Genomic DNA, 15,172 nt, shown 5'->3' on the forward strand with positions numbered 1-15,172 from the left:
AGAGGGAAGGGACCACCCGATTTACGCTGCAGCAGCGATCTGTTTTCCTGCGCCGTCCGCCGTTACGCTGCTTTTATTGGCGTCTTCTTTCACAAGACTGTCCGGTATGGTGACAGAAAACTTCGTGCCGGACCCGAGCGTGCTTTCAACCCTGATGTCGCCACCGTGGGCTGTGGAAAGTTTCTTGCTGATCGACAGGCCAAGTCCGGTTCCGCCTTCCTTGCGATTGTCAGAGGATTCAAGCTGCGTGAATGCCTGAAAGATAAGGTCCAGATCTTTCTTTGGAATGCCGCAGCCGTTGTCTTCTACCTCAAACAGGAACCCTGTGCCCTCGCGTTTGGCGCGAACGGAAATTTTCGACGCTTGGGAAAACTTCAGAGCATTGCCAATCAGGTTGATCAGGATTTGCTGGCACCGGCTGCGGTCTGCCATGACGGTCATTTCATCGCATTCAGTTTCTAGCACCGCCTGTTTTTCACCCGCAAGACCTTTGAACTCGTCTTCGACTTCGTCCAGTAGTTCACGCGGATCAAACGCGGTTTTGGCCAGTTTAATATCGTTCAGTTCGATGCTGGTGTAATCGAGGATTTCGTTGATGATCGTCAAAAGATGTTTGCCGGCAACCTTCACACGTTCGCCGTATTGCTGGGCCTGATCCCCGACGGAATGGAAATGCTGCTCGGTAATTGGTTCGTCAGGTTTCAGTCTGGCGGTGGTTTTATCCTTGAGAACTGACAGGAAGCCGGCGTAGCCGATGATGATTGTCAGGGGGGTGCGCAATTCGTGGCTTAGCACGCTCATGAATTCGGATTTCGCGCGGCTGGCGCTTTCGGCTTCATCCCGTGCCTTGCGCAGCTCTTCTATGCTTTCCATTCTGGTGCGGTTTTCGATGAAATAAGTGAACAACCCGCCAAGAACGATCAAGGTTGCCGTGCCCGCAATGACGAAAGCGATCAGTTTGTACTCGTCCGGATTTGCATAGTCGAGGGCGAGTTCTACCGCAGTCACCTTGAATGCGGCCATGCCGGTGAAGTGCAGTGCGATGATCCCGAGGCTGAGTGCGAAGGTCATCCACAAAGTGCTGCGTTTGCTTTGATTTCTGCCAAAGAACAGGGCCAGTGTGGCAAGGATTACCGAGAGGATGACGGATGCGACCAGATAGGTTTTATCCCATGTGACAATCCCGTCCACGCGATAGGCGACCATTCCCGTGTAATGCATCGCAGATACTGAAAGTCCAAAAATGATACCGCCAATGGCTGTTGCCACATTGGTTTTGAACATTCCGGAAATCAGAATGCCGATCGTGCAGCCAAAGATTGCAATCAACAAGGAGGCAAAGGTCAGTTGCAGGTTGAAATGGACGGGCGCGTTGGGTTGATAGGCAAGAATTGCGATAAAATGGGTGCACCAGATCGCAATGCCTGCCGTGGCAGCCGCGACAAAATACCAGATCACGGCCTGTGCCTTGGGACGGATCATAGCGTGCCGGTACAGACTGGACACAACCCAGCTTCCAAAGGTGCAGAGTAAAGCCGCCAGAAGCACCAGGGCAAAATCGTGTTCTGAATGCATGGAGTGGAGGACAGTTAACATATTATAATTCTCTCAGCGATCTTTAGCGGTCTATGATTGGAGATGGTGGCTTAACTAAGGCGGCATTGAGACAGTGTTGCTGGCTTTCATGCCATAATCTTTACAGGTTAAGGACATCGTCAGATTGCGTGTTCTATCGGCGGAATTTTAATTCCACAACCGCCTTTCAGAGAATAAAAAAATACTGCTGCTTTTATGTCTAAATAGCTGAAAGAATTGGATGAACAGCCGGTGCGCTATGACGCTGGTCTTTGTGATTGCACACGTGTTAATCTGCGCAATGCGCAGGGTCAGGTGGAGATATAAACGAGGTATCCGGCGTAACAGACATAAGATCCGAACAGCAGCGTGCCGATAAAGCGGCGCAGGGCAAAATACCGGATACAGGCCAGCAGGATAAGCGTCATCCCCGTCAAAACCGCCATATCCACCCAAAGCACGGTGGAGTAATCAAACGGGCGGATCAGACCGGACAGGCCGAGAATGCCAAGGATGTTAAAGATCTGGCTACCCGCCACATTGCCGAGAATCAGATTCGGGCGTTTGATCCGCGCCGCCGCGATACAGGAAGACACTTCCGGCAGGCTCCCGCCCGCTGCGATTACAGTTGCGCCGATGACCGCCTCGGAAATTCCCATGATTTTGGACAGGCTGACGGCGTATTGCACTGCCAGATCGGAAAACAGCGCCATTGCAGCAGCACCGCCAATCAGAAAAATCACAGCCAGCCACAAAGGGGAGCTGGCGTCGATTTCTTCATCGTCGGAGCCGTCCGCATCGCGGATGGAGATATACATATAATAGGCGAAGGCCACCAAAATTGCCCCCGCGTAGACCAGGCTGAACTGGGATGTCACCATCCCTGCATTGGTCAGCAGCGTGTTTGCAAGCAGGGCGAGCGTGCCGAGCAGACCGACAAACACGCTCTTCATATATTCCGGACGGGCGCGGTCAAAGCTGAGCATGAATCCCGCGATGCCGACGCCCAAACCGATATTGACGATGTTGGACCCGACGATGTTAGAGATCACAATGTCTCCGGCGCCTTCAAGGACCGCGGATATGTTGATCGCCATTTCAGGGGCGGAGGTGCCGATGGCCACGATGACCGAACCGACCAGAAATTCCGGCACGGACAGGCGGTGGGCCACGGAAACAGCGCCTTTAACGAAAAAACCGGCAGAGATTACCACCACGGCGAGACACAGCGGGAGCGCCACGAGCAAAAAAATCATTGATTGGCCCAAGGCTTACCCCACTCATATAATTCCGGCGTTTCGGATTGAGGTAGTGCCCATATCGTCCGGGTGCAAGGGGGGGCTGCAAAAACATCTCTGTCACGCAGATCAGGTTGCAACGCAATCTGGTCGGGGGGCAAGGATCGGGTCATTTTGCCCGTTCCGCAAGTTTTCGCTCTGTATGCAACGGTATACTATCGACTTCACCGGATCTATCGGCTATGGAGCAGCGAGCAACATTCGAGAGGTTTCCAATGTCAGATATTATCTACACCAAAGTGGACGAAGCACCGGAACTGGCTTCCGCATCCTTCCTGCCGATCATCCAGAAATTCGCCGCCGCTGCGGGCGTTTCTGTTGGCACCAAGGACATCAGCCTTGCAGGTCGTATTCTGGCGACCTTCCCAGAGCATCTGAAAGAGGAGCAGCGCCAGTCCGATGATCTGGCCGAACTGGGCCGTCTGGTGAAAACAGCAGAAGCCAATGTCATCAAGCTGCCCAACATCTCTGCCTCTGTACCCCAGCTGGTGGCCGCAGTGAAAGAGCTTCAGACCCAAGGCTACGCGCTGCCGGATTATCCTGAATCCCCTGAAACCGACGCGGAAAAAGAAATCCGTGCGAAATACGACACGCTGAAAGGCTCGGCTGTGAACCCCGTTCTGCGCGAAGGGAACTCCGACCGCCGTGCTGCAAAGGCCGTCAAAACCTTTGCCCAGAACAACCCGCACCGCATGGGGGACTGGTCTGCAGACAGCAAGACACGTGTGGCTTCCATGTCTGGCGGTGATTTCTTCTCTAACGAAGTTTCGGCAACGCTCGACAAGGAAACCGGTGCGAAAATCGTTCTGGAAACCGCCAGCGGCGAAACTGTTCTGAAGGACGGTCTGTCCTATCCGGCCGGAACCGTGGTTGATGCTACGTTCATGAGCGCGGCGAAACTGGATGCTTTCCTTGCCGAAGAGATCGAAAAGACCAAGGCAGAAGGCACGCTGTTTTCGCTGCATATGAAAGCCACGATGATGAAGGTGTCCGACCCGATCATCTTTGGCCACGCTGTGAAAGCCTACCTTGCCCCTGTGTTTGAAAAGCACGGTGATGCGCTGAAGGAATTGGGTGTGAACCCGAATTCCGGTCTGGGTGCACTGATGGCAAATGTTGCCGGCAATGACGAGATCATGGCCGACATCAAAGCCTGCATGGACGCCCGTCCGCCAATGTACATGGTGGATTCCGACAAGGGCATCACCAACCTGCATGTGCCATCCGATGTGATCATCGACGCCTCTATGCCTGCGCTGATCCGTGCGGGCGGCAAGGGCTGGGGTCCGGATGGTCAGGAAGCGGATGCGAATTGCGTGATCCCTGACAATTCTTACGCCCCTGTTTACGACGAAGCGATCAACTTCTTCAAAGCCAACGGCAAGCTGAACCCTGCAACTGCGGGTACAGTGCAAAACATCGGTTTGATGGCGCAAAAGGCAGAAGAGTACGGTTCCCACCCGACCACGTTTGAGCTTGCCGAAGCGGGTACAGTGAAGATGATCCTTGACGATGGCACCGTTCTGCACAGCCACAAGGTTGAAGCCGGTGACATCTGGCGCTCTGCCTCTGCGCGCAAGGCCCCGATTGAAGACTGGGTCAATCTGGCAATCGACCGCCAGAAGGCCGAAGGTTGCCGCGCTATTTTCTGGCTTGATGAAAACCGCGCCCATGACGCTGAACTGATCGCTTATGTGAAGCCGATCCTTGAAGCCAAAGGCGTTGCCGACAAGTTCGAAATCATGGCCCCGCGTGAGGCGACCCGCGCCAGCCTTGAAACCATCACCAAGGGTGAAAACACCATTGCCATCACCGGCAACGTGCTGCGGGACTATCTGACCGACCTGTTCCCGATCCTTGAACTGGCAACTTCGGCCAAAATGCTGTCCATCGTAAAGCTGATGAACGGGGGTGGTCTGTTTGAAACAGGCGCTGGCGGTTCTGCACCAAAACACGTGCAACAATTGATGGAAGAAAACCACCTGCGTTGGGATTCCTTGGGCGAATTTTGTGCCTTGGGCGAAAGCCTGACCTTCCTTGCAGATGCACGGGACAACGCCAAAGCGCGTGTTCTGGGCGAGGCCGTGGATGCAGCGACGCAAGGTATTCTCGACAACGACCGTTCGCCTTCGCGCAAAGTGGGTGAGCCTGACAACCGCGACAGCCACTATTGGTTTGCGCGTTACTGGGCCGAGGCACTGGCGGCACAGGGTGACGATGCCGAACTGGCGTCCCACTTTGCACCGATTGCCAAGGCGCTGGCGGAAAACGAAGAGAAAATCGTCTCCGAACTGGCTGCTGCACAGGGTAAAGCCGTTGATCTGGGGGGATACTACCACACAGACGATGCGAAAACTGCTGCTGTGATGCGCCCGTCCGAGACGCTGAATAACATCATCGGCTGAAACACCCGTTAGCGCTAGACCTTCAAACCGCCCGTCGTGAAAACGTCGGGCGGTTTTTCTTTGCTGCGGTTTTTACTGGCTTGCGGCGCAGTCCGGCATATATCCGCTACATGAAAAAAGCATTTATGACCCATGTCAGCGCGCTGGCCCTGACCAAAACCTCCGACGGGCTGATCAATCCGAAACTGGTCCTTGCGTGGTTGCTGAACGCGCTTGGTGCGCCGGGCTATCTGATCGGGTTTCTGGTGCCGGTGCGGGAATCCGGCTCGCTGTTCCCGCAACTTCTGTTCGCACGAATGCTGGAGCGGCGCAGCCAGCGCAAGTATTTCTGGGCGGGCGGAGCTGCGGTTCAGGGGATTGCGGCCTTTGGAATGGCTGCGGCAGCAGCGTTTCTGGACGGGGCGGCGGCGGGGTGGACGATCCTGCTCTGTCTTGCGGTCTTGGCCGTGGCGCGGTCGGTGTGTTCGGCCAGCTTTAAGGATATTCTTGCCCGCACTGTGGACAAGGGGCGTCGGGGCAGGGTGTCCGGACTGGCGGGAACCCTGTCGGCGGTGGTGGTTCTGCTTTTTGCCCTTTTGCTAAGTTTTAACATCCTGCCACGGGAACCCGTTGTCATCGCTATTGCGATTGCGCTGGCAGGCGTGTTGTGGCTGCTGGCATCCTTTATCTTCACTACGCTTGATGAGCCGGAGGCCGAAACATCAGACGATGCAGAGCAGTCTTTGAAGGGGCTGTCGGAACCGCTGCGCGAAGACGGCGAGTTCCGCACCTATATCGCCACCCGCGCACTGCTGATTTCAACAGCACTCGCGCCGCCGTTCCTGATCATGCTCGGCGGCGGCGAGAGCGAGAACGGTTTTGGCAATCTTGGCCTGCTGATCCTCGCATCCTCTATTGCGTCTATCGTGTCCTCTTACCTGTGGGGCACATTCGCAGATTACTCCAGCCGGAAGACCTTGATGGTTGCAGGCGGCGTGTCGGCTGTGATCTTCGCGCTGGCAGCTCTCGGCGGTGCGTTCGGGGTAGGTGGCGGCTGGCTGATTGCGGCTTATGTCTTCTTTGCCCAGATCGCCTATCAAGGGGCAAGGGCAGGGCGCAAAACCCACCTGACGGATATGGACAGCCACGACCGAAAACCGGTTTATACCGCGCTGTCCAACACGATGATCGGCATGCTGTTGCTGGCAGGCGGTGTTTTCGGCGTCATCGCAGACGCCGCCGGACCGCAACTGGTGCTGGGGATCATGGCAGTGCTGAGTGGTGCGGCGGTGATCGTCGGAAGCCGGTTGTCCGAGGTTCAGCAGGAGAAGTAAGGGCGGTTTCGCGCCTTACCGCATCACAAAGGGGTTCGCCATTGGCGCATCAGAGGTGTTGATCCACGTGGTTTTGGTGCGGGTGTAATCGTGGATCGCATCCATGCCCGCTTCACGTCCATAGCCTGAATGATTGGTGCCACCGAAGGGCGCAATGGGGGACACGGCGCGGTAGGTGTTGATCCAGCAAATCCCCGCTTTCAACCTGTCCGACACCCTGTGCGCGCGAGCCAGACTGCGGGTGAACACCCCTGAACCCAGTCCGTAGGGGGTGCTGTTGGCCAGCGCAATCGCTTCCTCCTCGGTATCAAAGGGCAGCAGCGACATGACTGGGCCGAAAAGTTCGGTGTTCAGCGTAGCGATGCTGTGATCCGCACATTCCACCAGCGTCGGTGCCATATAATTGCCCGCACGCTCCAGCGGCGCACCGCCAAAGTGGATTCTTGCCCCCTGTTCCCGCGCCTTGGCGAGCGTTGAGACGATCCGCGCAATCTGCGTTGGGGTGCACAGCGGCCCCACATGGGTGGCAGACTCCAGCGGATCACCGACTATTATGCCTGCGCTGGCTTTTGCGATCCGTTCAATCAAATCAGCCAGCACCGAACGTTGTATCAACCCCCGCGATCCGGCGACACAGCTTTGCCCCGAGGCGCCGAAGTTCCCTGCGATCAACCCGTTTGCCGCACTGTCGAGATCCGCATCCTCAAACACAAGGATCGGGGATTTACCGCCCAGTTCCAGCGAAGTGACGGCGAAATTCTCGGCAGAGTTGCGCACCACATGGCGCGCGGTATCAGGGCCGCCGGTAAAGGCGATCCGGTCCACGTCCGGATGGCGGGTCAGCGGAATGGCGCAATTCTCTGCATCTCCGGTAATCACGGATACGACACCGGGCGGAAAACCGGCCTGATCCACCAGTCTGGCAAACTCCAGCATGGGGGCGGGCGCAATTTCGGATGCTTTCAGCACCACCGAACAGCCCGCCGCCAATGCAGGGCCAAGTTTTGTTGCGGTCAGGAACATCTGCGCATTCCACGGCACAACGGCTACCACTACACCGATAGGTTCGCGACGGGTAAAGACGTGCATATCGGGCTTGTCGATAGGCAGAACCGCGCCCTCGATCTTATCCGCCAGCCCCGCGTAATAGCGGTAATAATCCCCGACATAGCCGGTCTGGCTGGCGGTTTCGGCCAGCAGCTTGCCACTGTCGGTGGTCTCGATCCGCCCCAGTTTTTCTGCGTTCTGTTCGATCAGATCCGCCAGCCGGTGCAGCAGTTTGCCCCTTTGCGTCTGGGTCATGTCGCGCCAAGCCGGATCGTCCAGAACGCGGCGGGCTGCCTTGATCGCGCGGTCCACATCCTGCGGTGCGGCGCAGGCGAAACTGGCCCAGTCCTCTCCGGTGGCGGGGTTAGCAGAGCGCAGAACCTGCCCGTCATGCCCTTCGCAAAAGGTGCCATTAATATAAAGCTGGAAGTGGGGGAGATCAGTCATTTCAATCCTTAAGCAAAAGCGGGCATTACATCGTCAATAAACCGTGCAAGCGAGTCCCGCTTGCGGCTGTAATCCATGCCGCTGTCCACCCAGAAGGCGTATTCGTCATAGCCCAGATCCTCATAGCGTTTGATCCGGTCGATCACTTCCTGTGCGGTGCCGATGGTCAGATCGCGGCGCATGTTTTCGGGGCACATCATCGTGTTTGCGGCCATTTCATCCTCTGACAGGGTTTCGATCAACCCCTGATGCACGGGCCGCTGGTTTTTGAACCATGCACCGAAATAATTGTAAAACCGCGACAGCTCTTTTGCGGCACGCGCGGTGTCGGCGTCATCGGCGGCGACATAGGTGTGGTGCAGCAGCATGATTTTGGGGCGGGGACCGTCATAGGCGGTGCACGCCTCGTTGAACTTTTCCATCAGGCTTTGAATTTCGCCAATCCCCTGCCAGAGCGGTGTAACCTGAATGTTAAAGCCGTTTTCCACGCCGAAACTGTGGCTGTTAATATCCCGCGCCGCGATCCAGATCGGCGGACCGTTTTCCTGCAGCGGTTTGGGGGCAGAGGTGGTTGACGGGAACTGGTAAAACTCCCCCTCATGGATGCAATCCCCGTCCCAGAGCGGGCGCAGCAAGGGGGCGGTTTCGCGCATTCTCTGTCCGGCCTCCCACGCGTCCAGCCCCGGGCGAAGCCTTTCGTATTCATAGGAATAAGCCCCGCGCGCAATGCCGATTTCGATGCGTCCGTCAGTGATCAGATCGGCGGCGGCAGCTTCGCCGGCCAGTTTGATCGGATGCCAGAAGGGGGCCACAACGGTGCCTGTGCCAAGACGCAGGTTCCTGGTGTGATGGCTGAGGTCCACAAGGGTCAGGAACGGGTTGGGCGCGATGGTGAAATCCATGCCGTGATGTTCCCCCGTCCAGATCGCCCGCATGCCGCCGTCATCCGCCATTTTCGCCAGCGCGATCAGTTCGTCCCGCAGGCTGGCGTGGCTCTGGTCCGGTGTGATCCGTTCCATGTGGGCAAACAGTGAAAATTCCATCGGATGTATCCTCTGCGGGGTGATCTATTGCGCGGCGATTTGTGGTGCGAAGTTGAGATAGCGGCCCCCGCCATAGCCAAGGCCAAGCGTGTCGCTCTGGGTGAAAGCCAGCACCTGACCGATCAGAATGCTGTGGTCGCCCATTGGGATTGATTGGTGGGTCTGACAGGAAAACTGTGCGGCGGCATTGTCGATCAGGGGCAGACCGCGGGCGTCGATCCGGTGATTTACCTGCGCAAAGCGGTCGCCTTTGTAGCGGGCAAAAATATCCGCGATGTCATCCTGTCCCTGTGCCAGCACATTCACCGCAAAATGGGAGCATTCCGAAAAGGCGGTATAGTTTGACAGAAATTTGCCCGGACAGACCAGCAGCAGCGGCGGGTCGAGCGATACGGATGAAAAGGAATTGGCGGTAAAACCGATGGGCGTTCCGTCCGCCCGTCGCGCTGTCACCACTGTGACGCCGGTCGGATAGCTGCCAAACGCCACGCGCAGTTCTTTGGGATCAATGGGGGGCATCAGCAGGTCTCCTTCAAAAATCCGGTCAAAATCCGGTTTACATCGGCACTGTGAGTCATCGGGGCCATATGGGCCGCGTCGGTCAGGATTTCGGCCCGTCCTTGCGGTGCAAGTGCGGCCATCTGTTCGGACATGGCGGGGGTCGAATTCGGCTCTCGCCCGCCGGTGAGGAACAATGCGGGGCAGTGCAGGGCCTGTAGATCGCTTTCCTGTGGTCCGTCTTCTTGCGCAAAGACGCGGTAGGCATCGCGATAACCGCGCGGATCAGCTTTGCGCAGCCAGCTTTCACAGGCTTTGCGTTCCTTTGAAATTTCAGAACCAAACCAACGGTCAAGCGGTATCGCTGGGTCCGCAGTGCTGACACCGTTCAGACTGTCCGCGCGGGCTACGACCGCAGCGCGGGCGTCCGGGCTACGGCGGTAAATCCCACTGAGCGCAGCCACACCGGTGATTTTCCAACGATGCCGGATTGCCAGATCAAGCGCAATCATTGCGCCAAAGGAATGGCCGATCACCGTGGCCGGTTCGTCGATAATTTCCGCGATCCGCCCCGTGTAAGAGGCAAGCGTGGGCTGTTCCGTAAAACGCAGGCTTTCTCCGTGTCCGGGCATATCCACCGCCAACACGCGGTAATTCTGCGCCAGCGCGTCGATCTGTGCGCCCCAAGCTTCTGCCCGCAAGCCAACCCCGTGGATCAGAACCACAAGCGGCCCTTTTCCTGCGGTGATTGCTGCCAGAGCGCCGGTTTCAGACCGCGGCCGGATTGTCCAGATCATGTCCCAAATCCTTCAGATCCTGATAGCGATCACCGATCCGGTGATGTGGCCGTCCGTTCATCGCAGCGCCCAGCACCACAACGATTTCATCGTCGCGCGGGGCATCGGGAATGGCGAACTGGATGGTCAGATAATGGGACCGGCGGCCCGCGTCGTTCTTGTCCATCAGCGGCACGGCAATGGGCGCATTGGCCCCGCCACGGGTGTTGGTGAAAGCCAGATAGGATTTCGCGCCTACGGCTTCGCGGTAGTGGTTGCCAAAGCGCAGGGTGTGGATCAGGCCGGAGGCATGTTCGATCTCGCCGTTCAGACCGACAACTGCCGCTTTGCCATAGGCTTCGATACTCTCTCCGGACCCTGCCAGCGCGATCATCCGCTCTGTCATCAATTCGCCCAGAACAGGGCCATAGGCCATAATCTCGGGCTTGAGATTTTCGACATAGCGTCCCGCCCAAGGGTTTTTCACAACAGCCGCCACAGCAAACATGCGCCATGGCGTCTTGGCGGGTTTGAAGCCTTCGATCAGGATTTCTTCGTCAAAGGTGACGATCTTTCGGATTTCCGGTTGCATGGTGTATTCCTTCACAGCGTTGCACAGATCATTGTCCGCACAGGAAAATTTGACAAACGAAGGATTTGCAGGCTTAGGTATAAGTCTTACTAATGGATGGATTGATCATGGCCAAATCCCTGCCGCCGCTCACGTGGTTCCGCGCCTTTGAAGCGGCCGCCCGACATCTGAGCTTTACCGCTGCTGCGGAAGAAATTGGCATGACCCAATCTGCCGTCAGCCAGCAGGTAAAATCACTGGAAAGCAGGCTTGGCGTTGCCTTGTTCATCCGGCAGGCGCGGGGGTTGATGATCACTGATGACGGGCGAAAACTGATGCCGCAGGTGACATCTGCGCTTGAAACGCTCGGGGCTGCTGCGCGGTCTTTTGAAACCGGATCGACGCAGAACCTGCTGACCATCGCGTGCTCTGTAACGGTGGCGCAATGGTTTATTGCGCCACGGCTTCCCAGTTTCACCAAGCGCCACCCCGACATCCGTTTCCGGTTTCTCAGCACGATCTGGCCCGATGATTTCAACACCATTCGCGCCGATGTGGAGATCCCGTTCGGGTCACACAAGCAGTTCGGGCAAGGCGCGGTTTTGCTGGAACCGAGCGGTCTGGTGGCGATGAAATCGCCGCATCTGGCGGGCGAACTGAAGGATCTGCCGCTGATCGAAGCTGTGGGCACCTCGTCGGGGTGGAAAAACTGGAAAACCGCCGAAATGCCCGAATTGGTCCCGCAAATCTATGTAGATTCCTTCGGGGCGGCGCTGAATATGGCGGTGCATGGCAACGGGGTGGCGCTGGTCAGTGAGGTGCTGTCCTATCCGGCCCTTGCCTCCGGTGCGCTGGTGCTGGCCCACGGCCGCGTGGCACCTTCGCAGGAGGGGTATTTTCTGCGGGCAGATGAACGTAATCCTACGGCCCGACTGTTTCGCGACTGGATAATGGAGCAGGGGCAGGCGTGACGGATTCGTTGTGATTCCGGTGCGCGGAGCCGACCCAGAATCAGATTGGGCAACGGATTAAGACAGGGAGGCGACACAGGCGTCGCTAGGGGGCGAATCGGCAATATCAGGACGCTGATGCGGCGTCGATGTTTTTCAAATCGAAGCAGGAAGTGCGGTTTCGGTTGCGTCGGTAATAGGTCCTAAAAATCTGTAGTTTTTATTAAGAAATTACAGAAAAATCCGGCTATAGCCATATAGCAGACAGGGGTCGGATTTCTCCGTAACCCACTCAAAACGCTTACAATAGAAAGGAAGGTTTTGGTGGAGCCTAGGAGGATCGAACTCCTGACCTCTTCGCTGCCAGCGAAGCGCTCTCCCAGCTGAGCTAAGGCCCCGATGCGTACTCTTCAGTGCGCCTGTGGTGTTTAGGAAAACCCGCTTGCAGGTGCAAGCGGAAAATCCATTTTTTTTCAGCTATCGTCATCCGGAGATGCAACATCCGCAATTTCTTCCAGCGGAACGGTCTCATCGTCGTCATCTTCGAGCACGTCATCGCCCAGATCCACATCCACGTCGTCCTCATCGTCGAGCACGTCGAGATCATCAGAATCATCAGCCTCGGTGGCTTTCTTGATCGCGGATTTGTCTTCCTTGTCTGCCATCGTCGTTTTCGACTTGTCAGACACAAAGTGGGACAGAGGATATTCTTTCCCGGTGTAGGGGCTGACGACCGGGTCTTTGCCGAGATCGTAGAAACGCTTGCCGGTTTCAGGGCAAACGCGTTTCACTCCCCATTCTTCTTTTGCCATTGGATAACCCCTTGGTACACTGTTTTTGCGAGTATCGCAGCCAACTGCCATAGAGCAAGAGTGTTGTCAAAGGCTGAATGGGGATTTTTACCCTGACCACGCTTTGGGCGCTGCTTTGGGATTGCCTCTGGCACAGGCGGCGCTAAGGATATGCCCATGCCGGAGAGTTTTGAAATCGGGGCGCCGCCCATTGCTGTTGTGTTGAAGAAATCCGCGCGGGCGCGGCGGTTCTCGCTGCGTATTTCCAATGTGGACGGGACGGTTAGCCTGACCATGCCAAAGCGGGCGGCCAAACGGGATGCGATGGCCTTTGCGACCGCGCAAGAGGGCTGGATGCGCAAGCATCTCGACAAACAGCCCGACCGGGTTATCCCTGCATTTGGTGGAACGATCCTGATCGACGGAATGCCTGTCGCGCTGACACAGGGGCAGGGGCGCACCGTTGAGTTTTCAGAGGGGACGCTGCTGGTTCCGGGAACCGAGGAGCAACTGGCCGGAAAGCTGCGGGCTTACCTAAAGACACTTGCGCGGGATCGTCTGTCGCAGGCCTCTGAACGCTATGCGGCGATGGTGGGGCGAAAGGTCTCTAGGATTACCCTGCGCGATACGCGGTCCCGTTGGGGGTCCTGCACCAGTGATGGTAATCTGATGTATTCATGGCGTCTGGTGATGGCGCCGCGCGGGGTTCAGGATTATGTGGCCGCCCATGAAGTGTGTCATTTGCTGGAGATGAACCACTCGGCGGCTTACTGGGCGCATGTGGCGGCGGTCTATCCGGACTATCAGGCGCAGAGGCAGTGGCTGCGGGATAACGGCGCGTTGTTGCATCGAATTGTTTTGTAAGATGTTTTTCGTATGACCCTGCAGATATGAAGCGTCATATATGAAGCTTCATATAAGACGCGTCGATTAAGACGCTTCATATTTGCAGGGTGATCGGAACAATTACCCGTTTCGCAGCCCGTATCGGATAAGCGCCGTTTCCACACGTGCGCCTGAATTTCCGCCTAATCTGACATTGACAAAGCCCCAGATTGTGATCACAAAAAATCCATGAGCAAACCCGATCGTCCCGCAGAAACCTCTACCCCCACCCATGAGCGGGTCTTCCGCGCCTTGCGTTCCGAGATTATGCACGGCGAGATCACGCCCGGGCAGGCGATTACCATACGCGGCATTGCCGATACGTATGGCGTCTCCATGACCCCCGCACGAGAGGCCGTGCGCCGTCTGACAGCCGAAGGGGCGCTGTCCCTGTCCAAAACCGGTCGCGTGTCCGCGCCGCAGCTTAGCACCGAGCGGATTGAGGAACTGGCCTCCATCCGTGCACTTTTGGAACCGGAACTGGCCGCGCGGGCGCAGCCTCGGGCGCATCTGGCTTTGATTGAACGGCTTCAGAATATCAACACCACCATCGAACAGATGATCGTAAAAAAGGACGCTGTGGGCTACATCCGCAGCAATCTGGAGTTCCATCGCACGCTTTACTTGCGGGCGCAGGCTCCGGCGATGTTGGCGATGGTAGAAACCGTGTGGTTGCAGCTCGGCCCGACGATGAGCGCCCTTTATGCCCGATTGCAGCGCCCGAATGCCGCCGGAAACCACCGCACCGCGATTGCGGCTTTGCGGGCGGGGGACGAACCGGGGCTGAAACTGGCTATTCGGGCCGATGTGACCCAAGGTTTGCGTATGCTCGGGAGCTGACCCCTAGAAAAACACCGAGACCAGCAGGTTCAGCGCCGACAGTCCCAGCAACAGATGGATGAGCTTGCTAAACCCCGCATTTCCCATCCGTTCAAACACCCGCAACCCGATGGTCGCAGCAAGCAGCGTTAGCGGGATCACGAACAGGGCGGTGTAAAAGAACTGCTTGTCCAGAAACCCCCAATAGGCAAACAGGCTAAGTGAAAACAGCCCCATCGACAGGTTAAAGGCTTGGAATACGCCGCGCTTTTCCTGTTTGCTCCACCCGAACAAGCCCGCCCAGATTGTCGTCACCACACCGGACAGCGCAGAAATTCCGCCAAATACGCCCGCCAGAATACCCACGGGAAAGTGAAACCGCTCTGCCTGTCGGGGCAGGGACAGGCGGTTTTGCAGCACGCGCACAAACAGCAGGTTCAGACAGATCAAAAGGGCCACGCCCGCTTTGAACTGGGGCAGTGGCACAAGGGGCAGCAGGGCGATGCCGAAGGGCACGCCGATCAATCCACCCAGCGTCAGAGGCAGAGCGCGTTTCACCTCTATCATCCGCCAGATCCGTGGCATGGTTAGCAGTTGGCCGCAGGCCATGCAGGTGGCCATCAAGGGAACAACAGTGGTCGGGGGAAGCACGATCAGCCAGAATCCGGCAGACATCAAGGCAAAGCCGAATCCGGTCAGACCGTTTACAAAACCGCCGGCAATCGCGCCGGCGGCCAGAAGGGCGAGTTCCACT

The 15,172-nt window shown here is 57.2% G+C and carries 14 protein-coding genes and 1 tRNA gene; 5 read left to right on the forward strand and 10 right to left on the reverse strand.

Annotation, left to right across the window (positions count from 1 at the left end):
- Positions 1-21 precede the first annotated feature (21 nt).
- Both BFV97_RS07670 and BFV97_RS07675 read right to left on the reverse strand, forming a co-directional pair.
- Complete coding sequence (locus BFV97_RS07670; RefSeq protein WP_069299750.1) at positions 22-1,596, reverse strand: sensor histidine kinase; 1,575 nt, start codon at positions 1,594-1,596, stop codon at positions 22-24.
- Positions 1,597-1,886: 290 nt separating this feature from the next.
- Positions 1,887-2,831, reverse strand: a complete 945-nt coding sequence (locus tag BFV97_RS07675) for a sodium:calcium antiporter (RefSeq protein WP_069299751.1) — start codon at positions 2,829-2,831, stop codon at positions 1,887-1,889.
- Between the two features lie 257 nt (positions 2,832-3,088).
- Here BFV97_RS07675 and BFV97_RS07680 point away from each other — a divergent pair, with 257 nt between their 5' ends.
- Both BFV97_RS07680 and BFV97_RS07685 read left to right on the forward strand, forming a co-directional pair.
- Entirely contained in the window at positions 3,089-5,278 is a 2,190-nt protein-coding gene (locus BFV97_RS07680; RefSeq protein ID WP_069299752.1) for an NADP-dependent isocitrate dehydrogenase, read from the forward strand.
- A gap of 110 nt (positions 5,279-5,388) precedes the next feature.
- Positions 5,389-6,591 (forward strand): MFS transporter, encoded by a 1,203-nt coding sequence (locus tag BFV97_RS07685; RefSeq protein ID WP_069299753.1) that lies wholly within the window; start codon positions 5,389-5,391, stop codon positions 6,589-6,591.
- Positions 6,592-6,606: 15 nt separating this feature from the next.
- Here the strand turns inward: BFV97_RS07685 and BFV97_RS07690 are convergent, their stop codons facing one another.
- Genes BFV97_RS07690 through BFV97_RS07710 form a run of 5 tightly spaced genes read right to left on the reverse strand, consistent with a single transcriptional unit; the run spans position 6,607 to position 10,994 of the window.
- Positions 6,607-8,085: an aldehyde dehydrogenase gene (locus BFV97_RS07690; protein ID WP_069299754.1), complete on the reverse strand. Its 1,479-nt coding sequence runs from the start codon at positions 8,083-8,085 to the stop codon at positions 6,607-6,609.
- Positions 8,086-8,093: 8 nt separating this feature from the next.
- Positions 8,094-9,128: an LLM class flavin-dependent oxidoreductase gene (locus BFV97_RS07695; RefSeq protein ID WP_069299755.1), complete on the reverse strand. Its 1,035-nt coding sequence runs from the start codon at positions 9,126-9,128 to the stop codon at positions 8,094-8,096.
- 24 nt (positions 9,129-9,152) lie between these two features.
- A complete protein-coding gene (locus BFV97_RS07700; protein WP_069299756.1) occupies positions 9,153-9,647 on the reverse strand; it encodes a flavin reductase family protein in 495 nt (164 codons plus the stop codon).
- A complete protein-coding gene (locus BFV97_RS07705; RefSeq protein ID WP_069299757.1) occupies positions 9,647-10,423 on the reverse strand; it encodes an alpha/beta fold hydrolase in 777 nt (258 codons plus the stop codon). Before BFV97_RS07705 ends, BFV97_RS07700 begins: the two co-directional genes overlap by 1 nt.
- Positions 10,395-10,994: an amino acid synthesis family protein gene (locus BFV97_RS07710; RefSeq protein WP_069299758.1), complete on the reverse strand. Its 600-nt coding sequence runs from the start codon at positions 10,992-10,994 to the stop codon at positions 10,395-10,397. The genes BFV97_RS07705 and BFV97_RS07710 overlap by 29 nt, the downstream gene beginning before the upstream one ends.
- A 107-nt stretch (positions 10,995-11,101) precedes the next feature.
- Between BFV97_RS07710 and BFV97_RS07715 the strand changes: the two genes are divergently transcribed.
- Positions 11,102-11,944, forward strand: a complete 843-nt coding sequence (locus BFV97_RS07715) for a LysR family transcriptional regulator (protein WP_069299926.1) — start codon at positions 11,102-11,104, stop codon at positions 11,942-11,944.
- 301 nt (positions 11,945-12,245) lie between these two features.
- Here BFV97_RS07715 and BFV97_RS07720 read toward each other — a convergent pair.
- Both BFV97_RS07720 and BFV97_RS07725 read right to left on the reverse strand, forming a co-directional pair.
- Positions 12,246-12,321: transfer RNA gene (locus BFV97_RS07720), tRNA-Ala, on the reverse strand.
- A gap of 75 nt (positions 12,322-12,396) precedes the next feature.
- Positions 12,397-12,735, reverse strand: coding sequence for a TIGR02300 family protein (locus BFV97_RS07725; RefSeq protein ID WP_069299759.1), 339 nt, complete (start codon positions 12,733-12,735; stop codon positions 12,397-12,399).
- A 156-nt stretch (positions 12,736-12,891) separates the two neighbouring features.
- Here BFV97_RS07725 and BFV97_RS07730 point away from each other — a divergent pair, with 156 nt between their 5' ends.
- Complete coding sequence (locus BFV97_RS07730; protein ID WP_069299760.1) at positions 12,892-13,578, forward strand: M48 family metallopeptidase; 687 nt, start codon at positions 12,892-12,894, stop codon at positions 13,576-13,578.
- A 210-nt stretch (positions 13,579-13,788) separates the two neighbouring features.
- Positions 13,789-14,439, forward strand: coding sequence for a GntR family transcriptional regulator (locus BFV97_RS07735; protein WP_069299761.1), 651 nt, complete (start codon positions 13,789-13,791; stop codon positions 14,437-14,439).
- Positions 14,440-14,442: 3 nt separating this feature from the next.
- Here BFV97_RS07735 and BFV97_RS07740 read toward each other — a convergent pair whose 3' ends face one another.
- The gene (locus BFV97_RS07740; RefSeq protein WP_069299762.1) at positions 14,443-15,171 is read right to left on the reverse strand and encodes a sulfite exporter TauE/SafE family protein; all 729 of its coding nucleotides are present in this window, start codon (positions 15,169-15,171) and stop codon (positions 14,443-14,445) included.
- Position 15,172: the final 1 nt, after the last annotated feature.

It is taken from the genome of Neptunicoccus sediminis, assembly GCF_001719615.1.
In the GTDB taxonomy this organism is placed as follows: domain Bacteria; phylum Pseudomonadota; class Alphaproteobacteria; order Rhodobacterales; family Rhodobacteraceae; genus Amylibacter; species Amylibacter sediminis.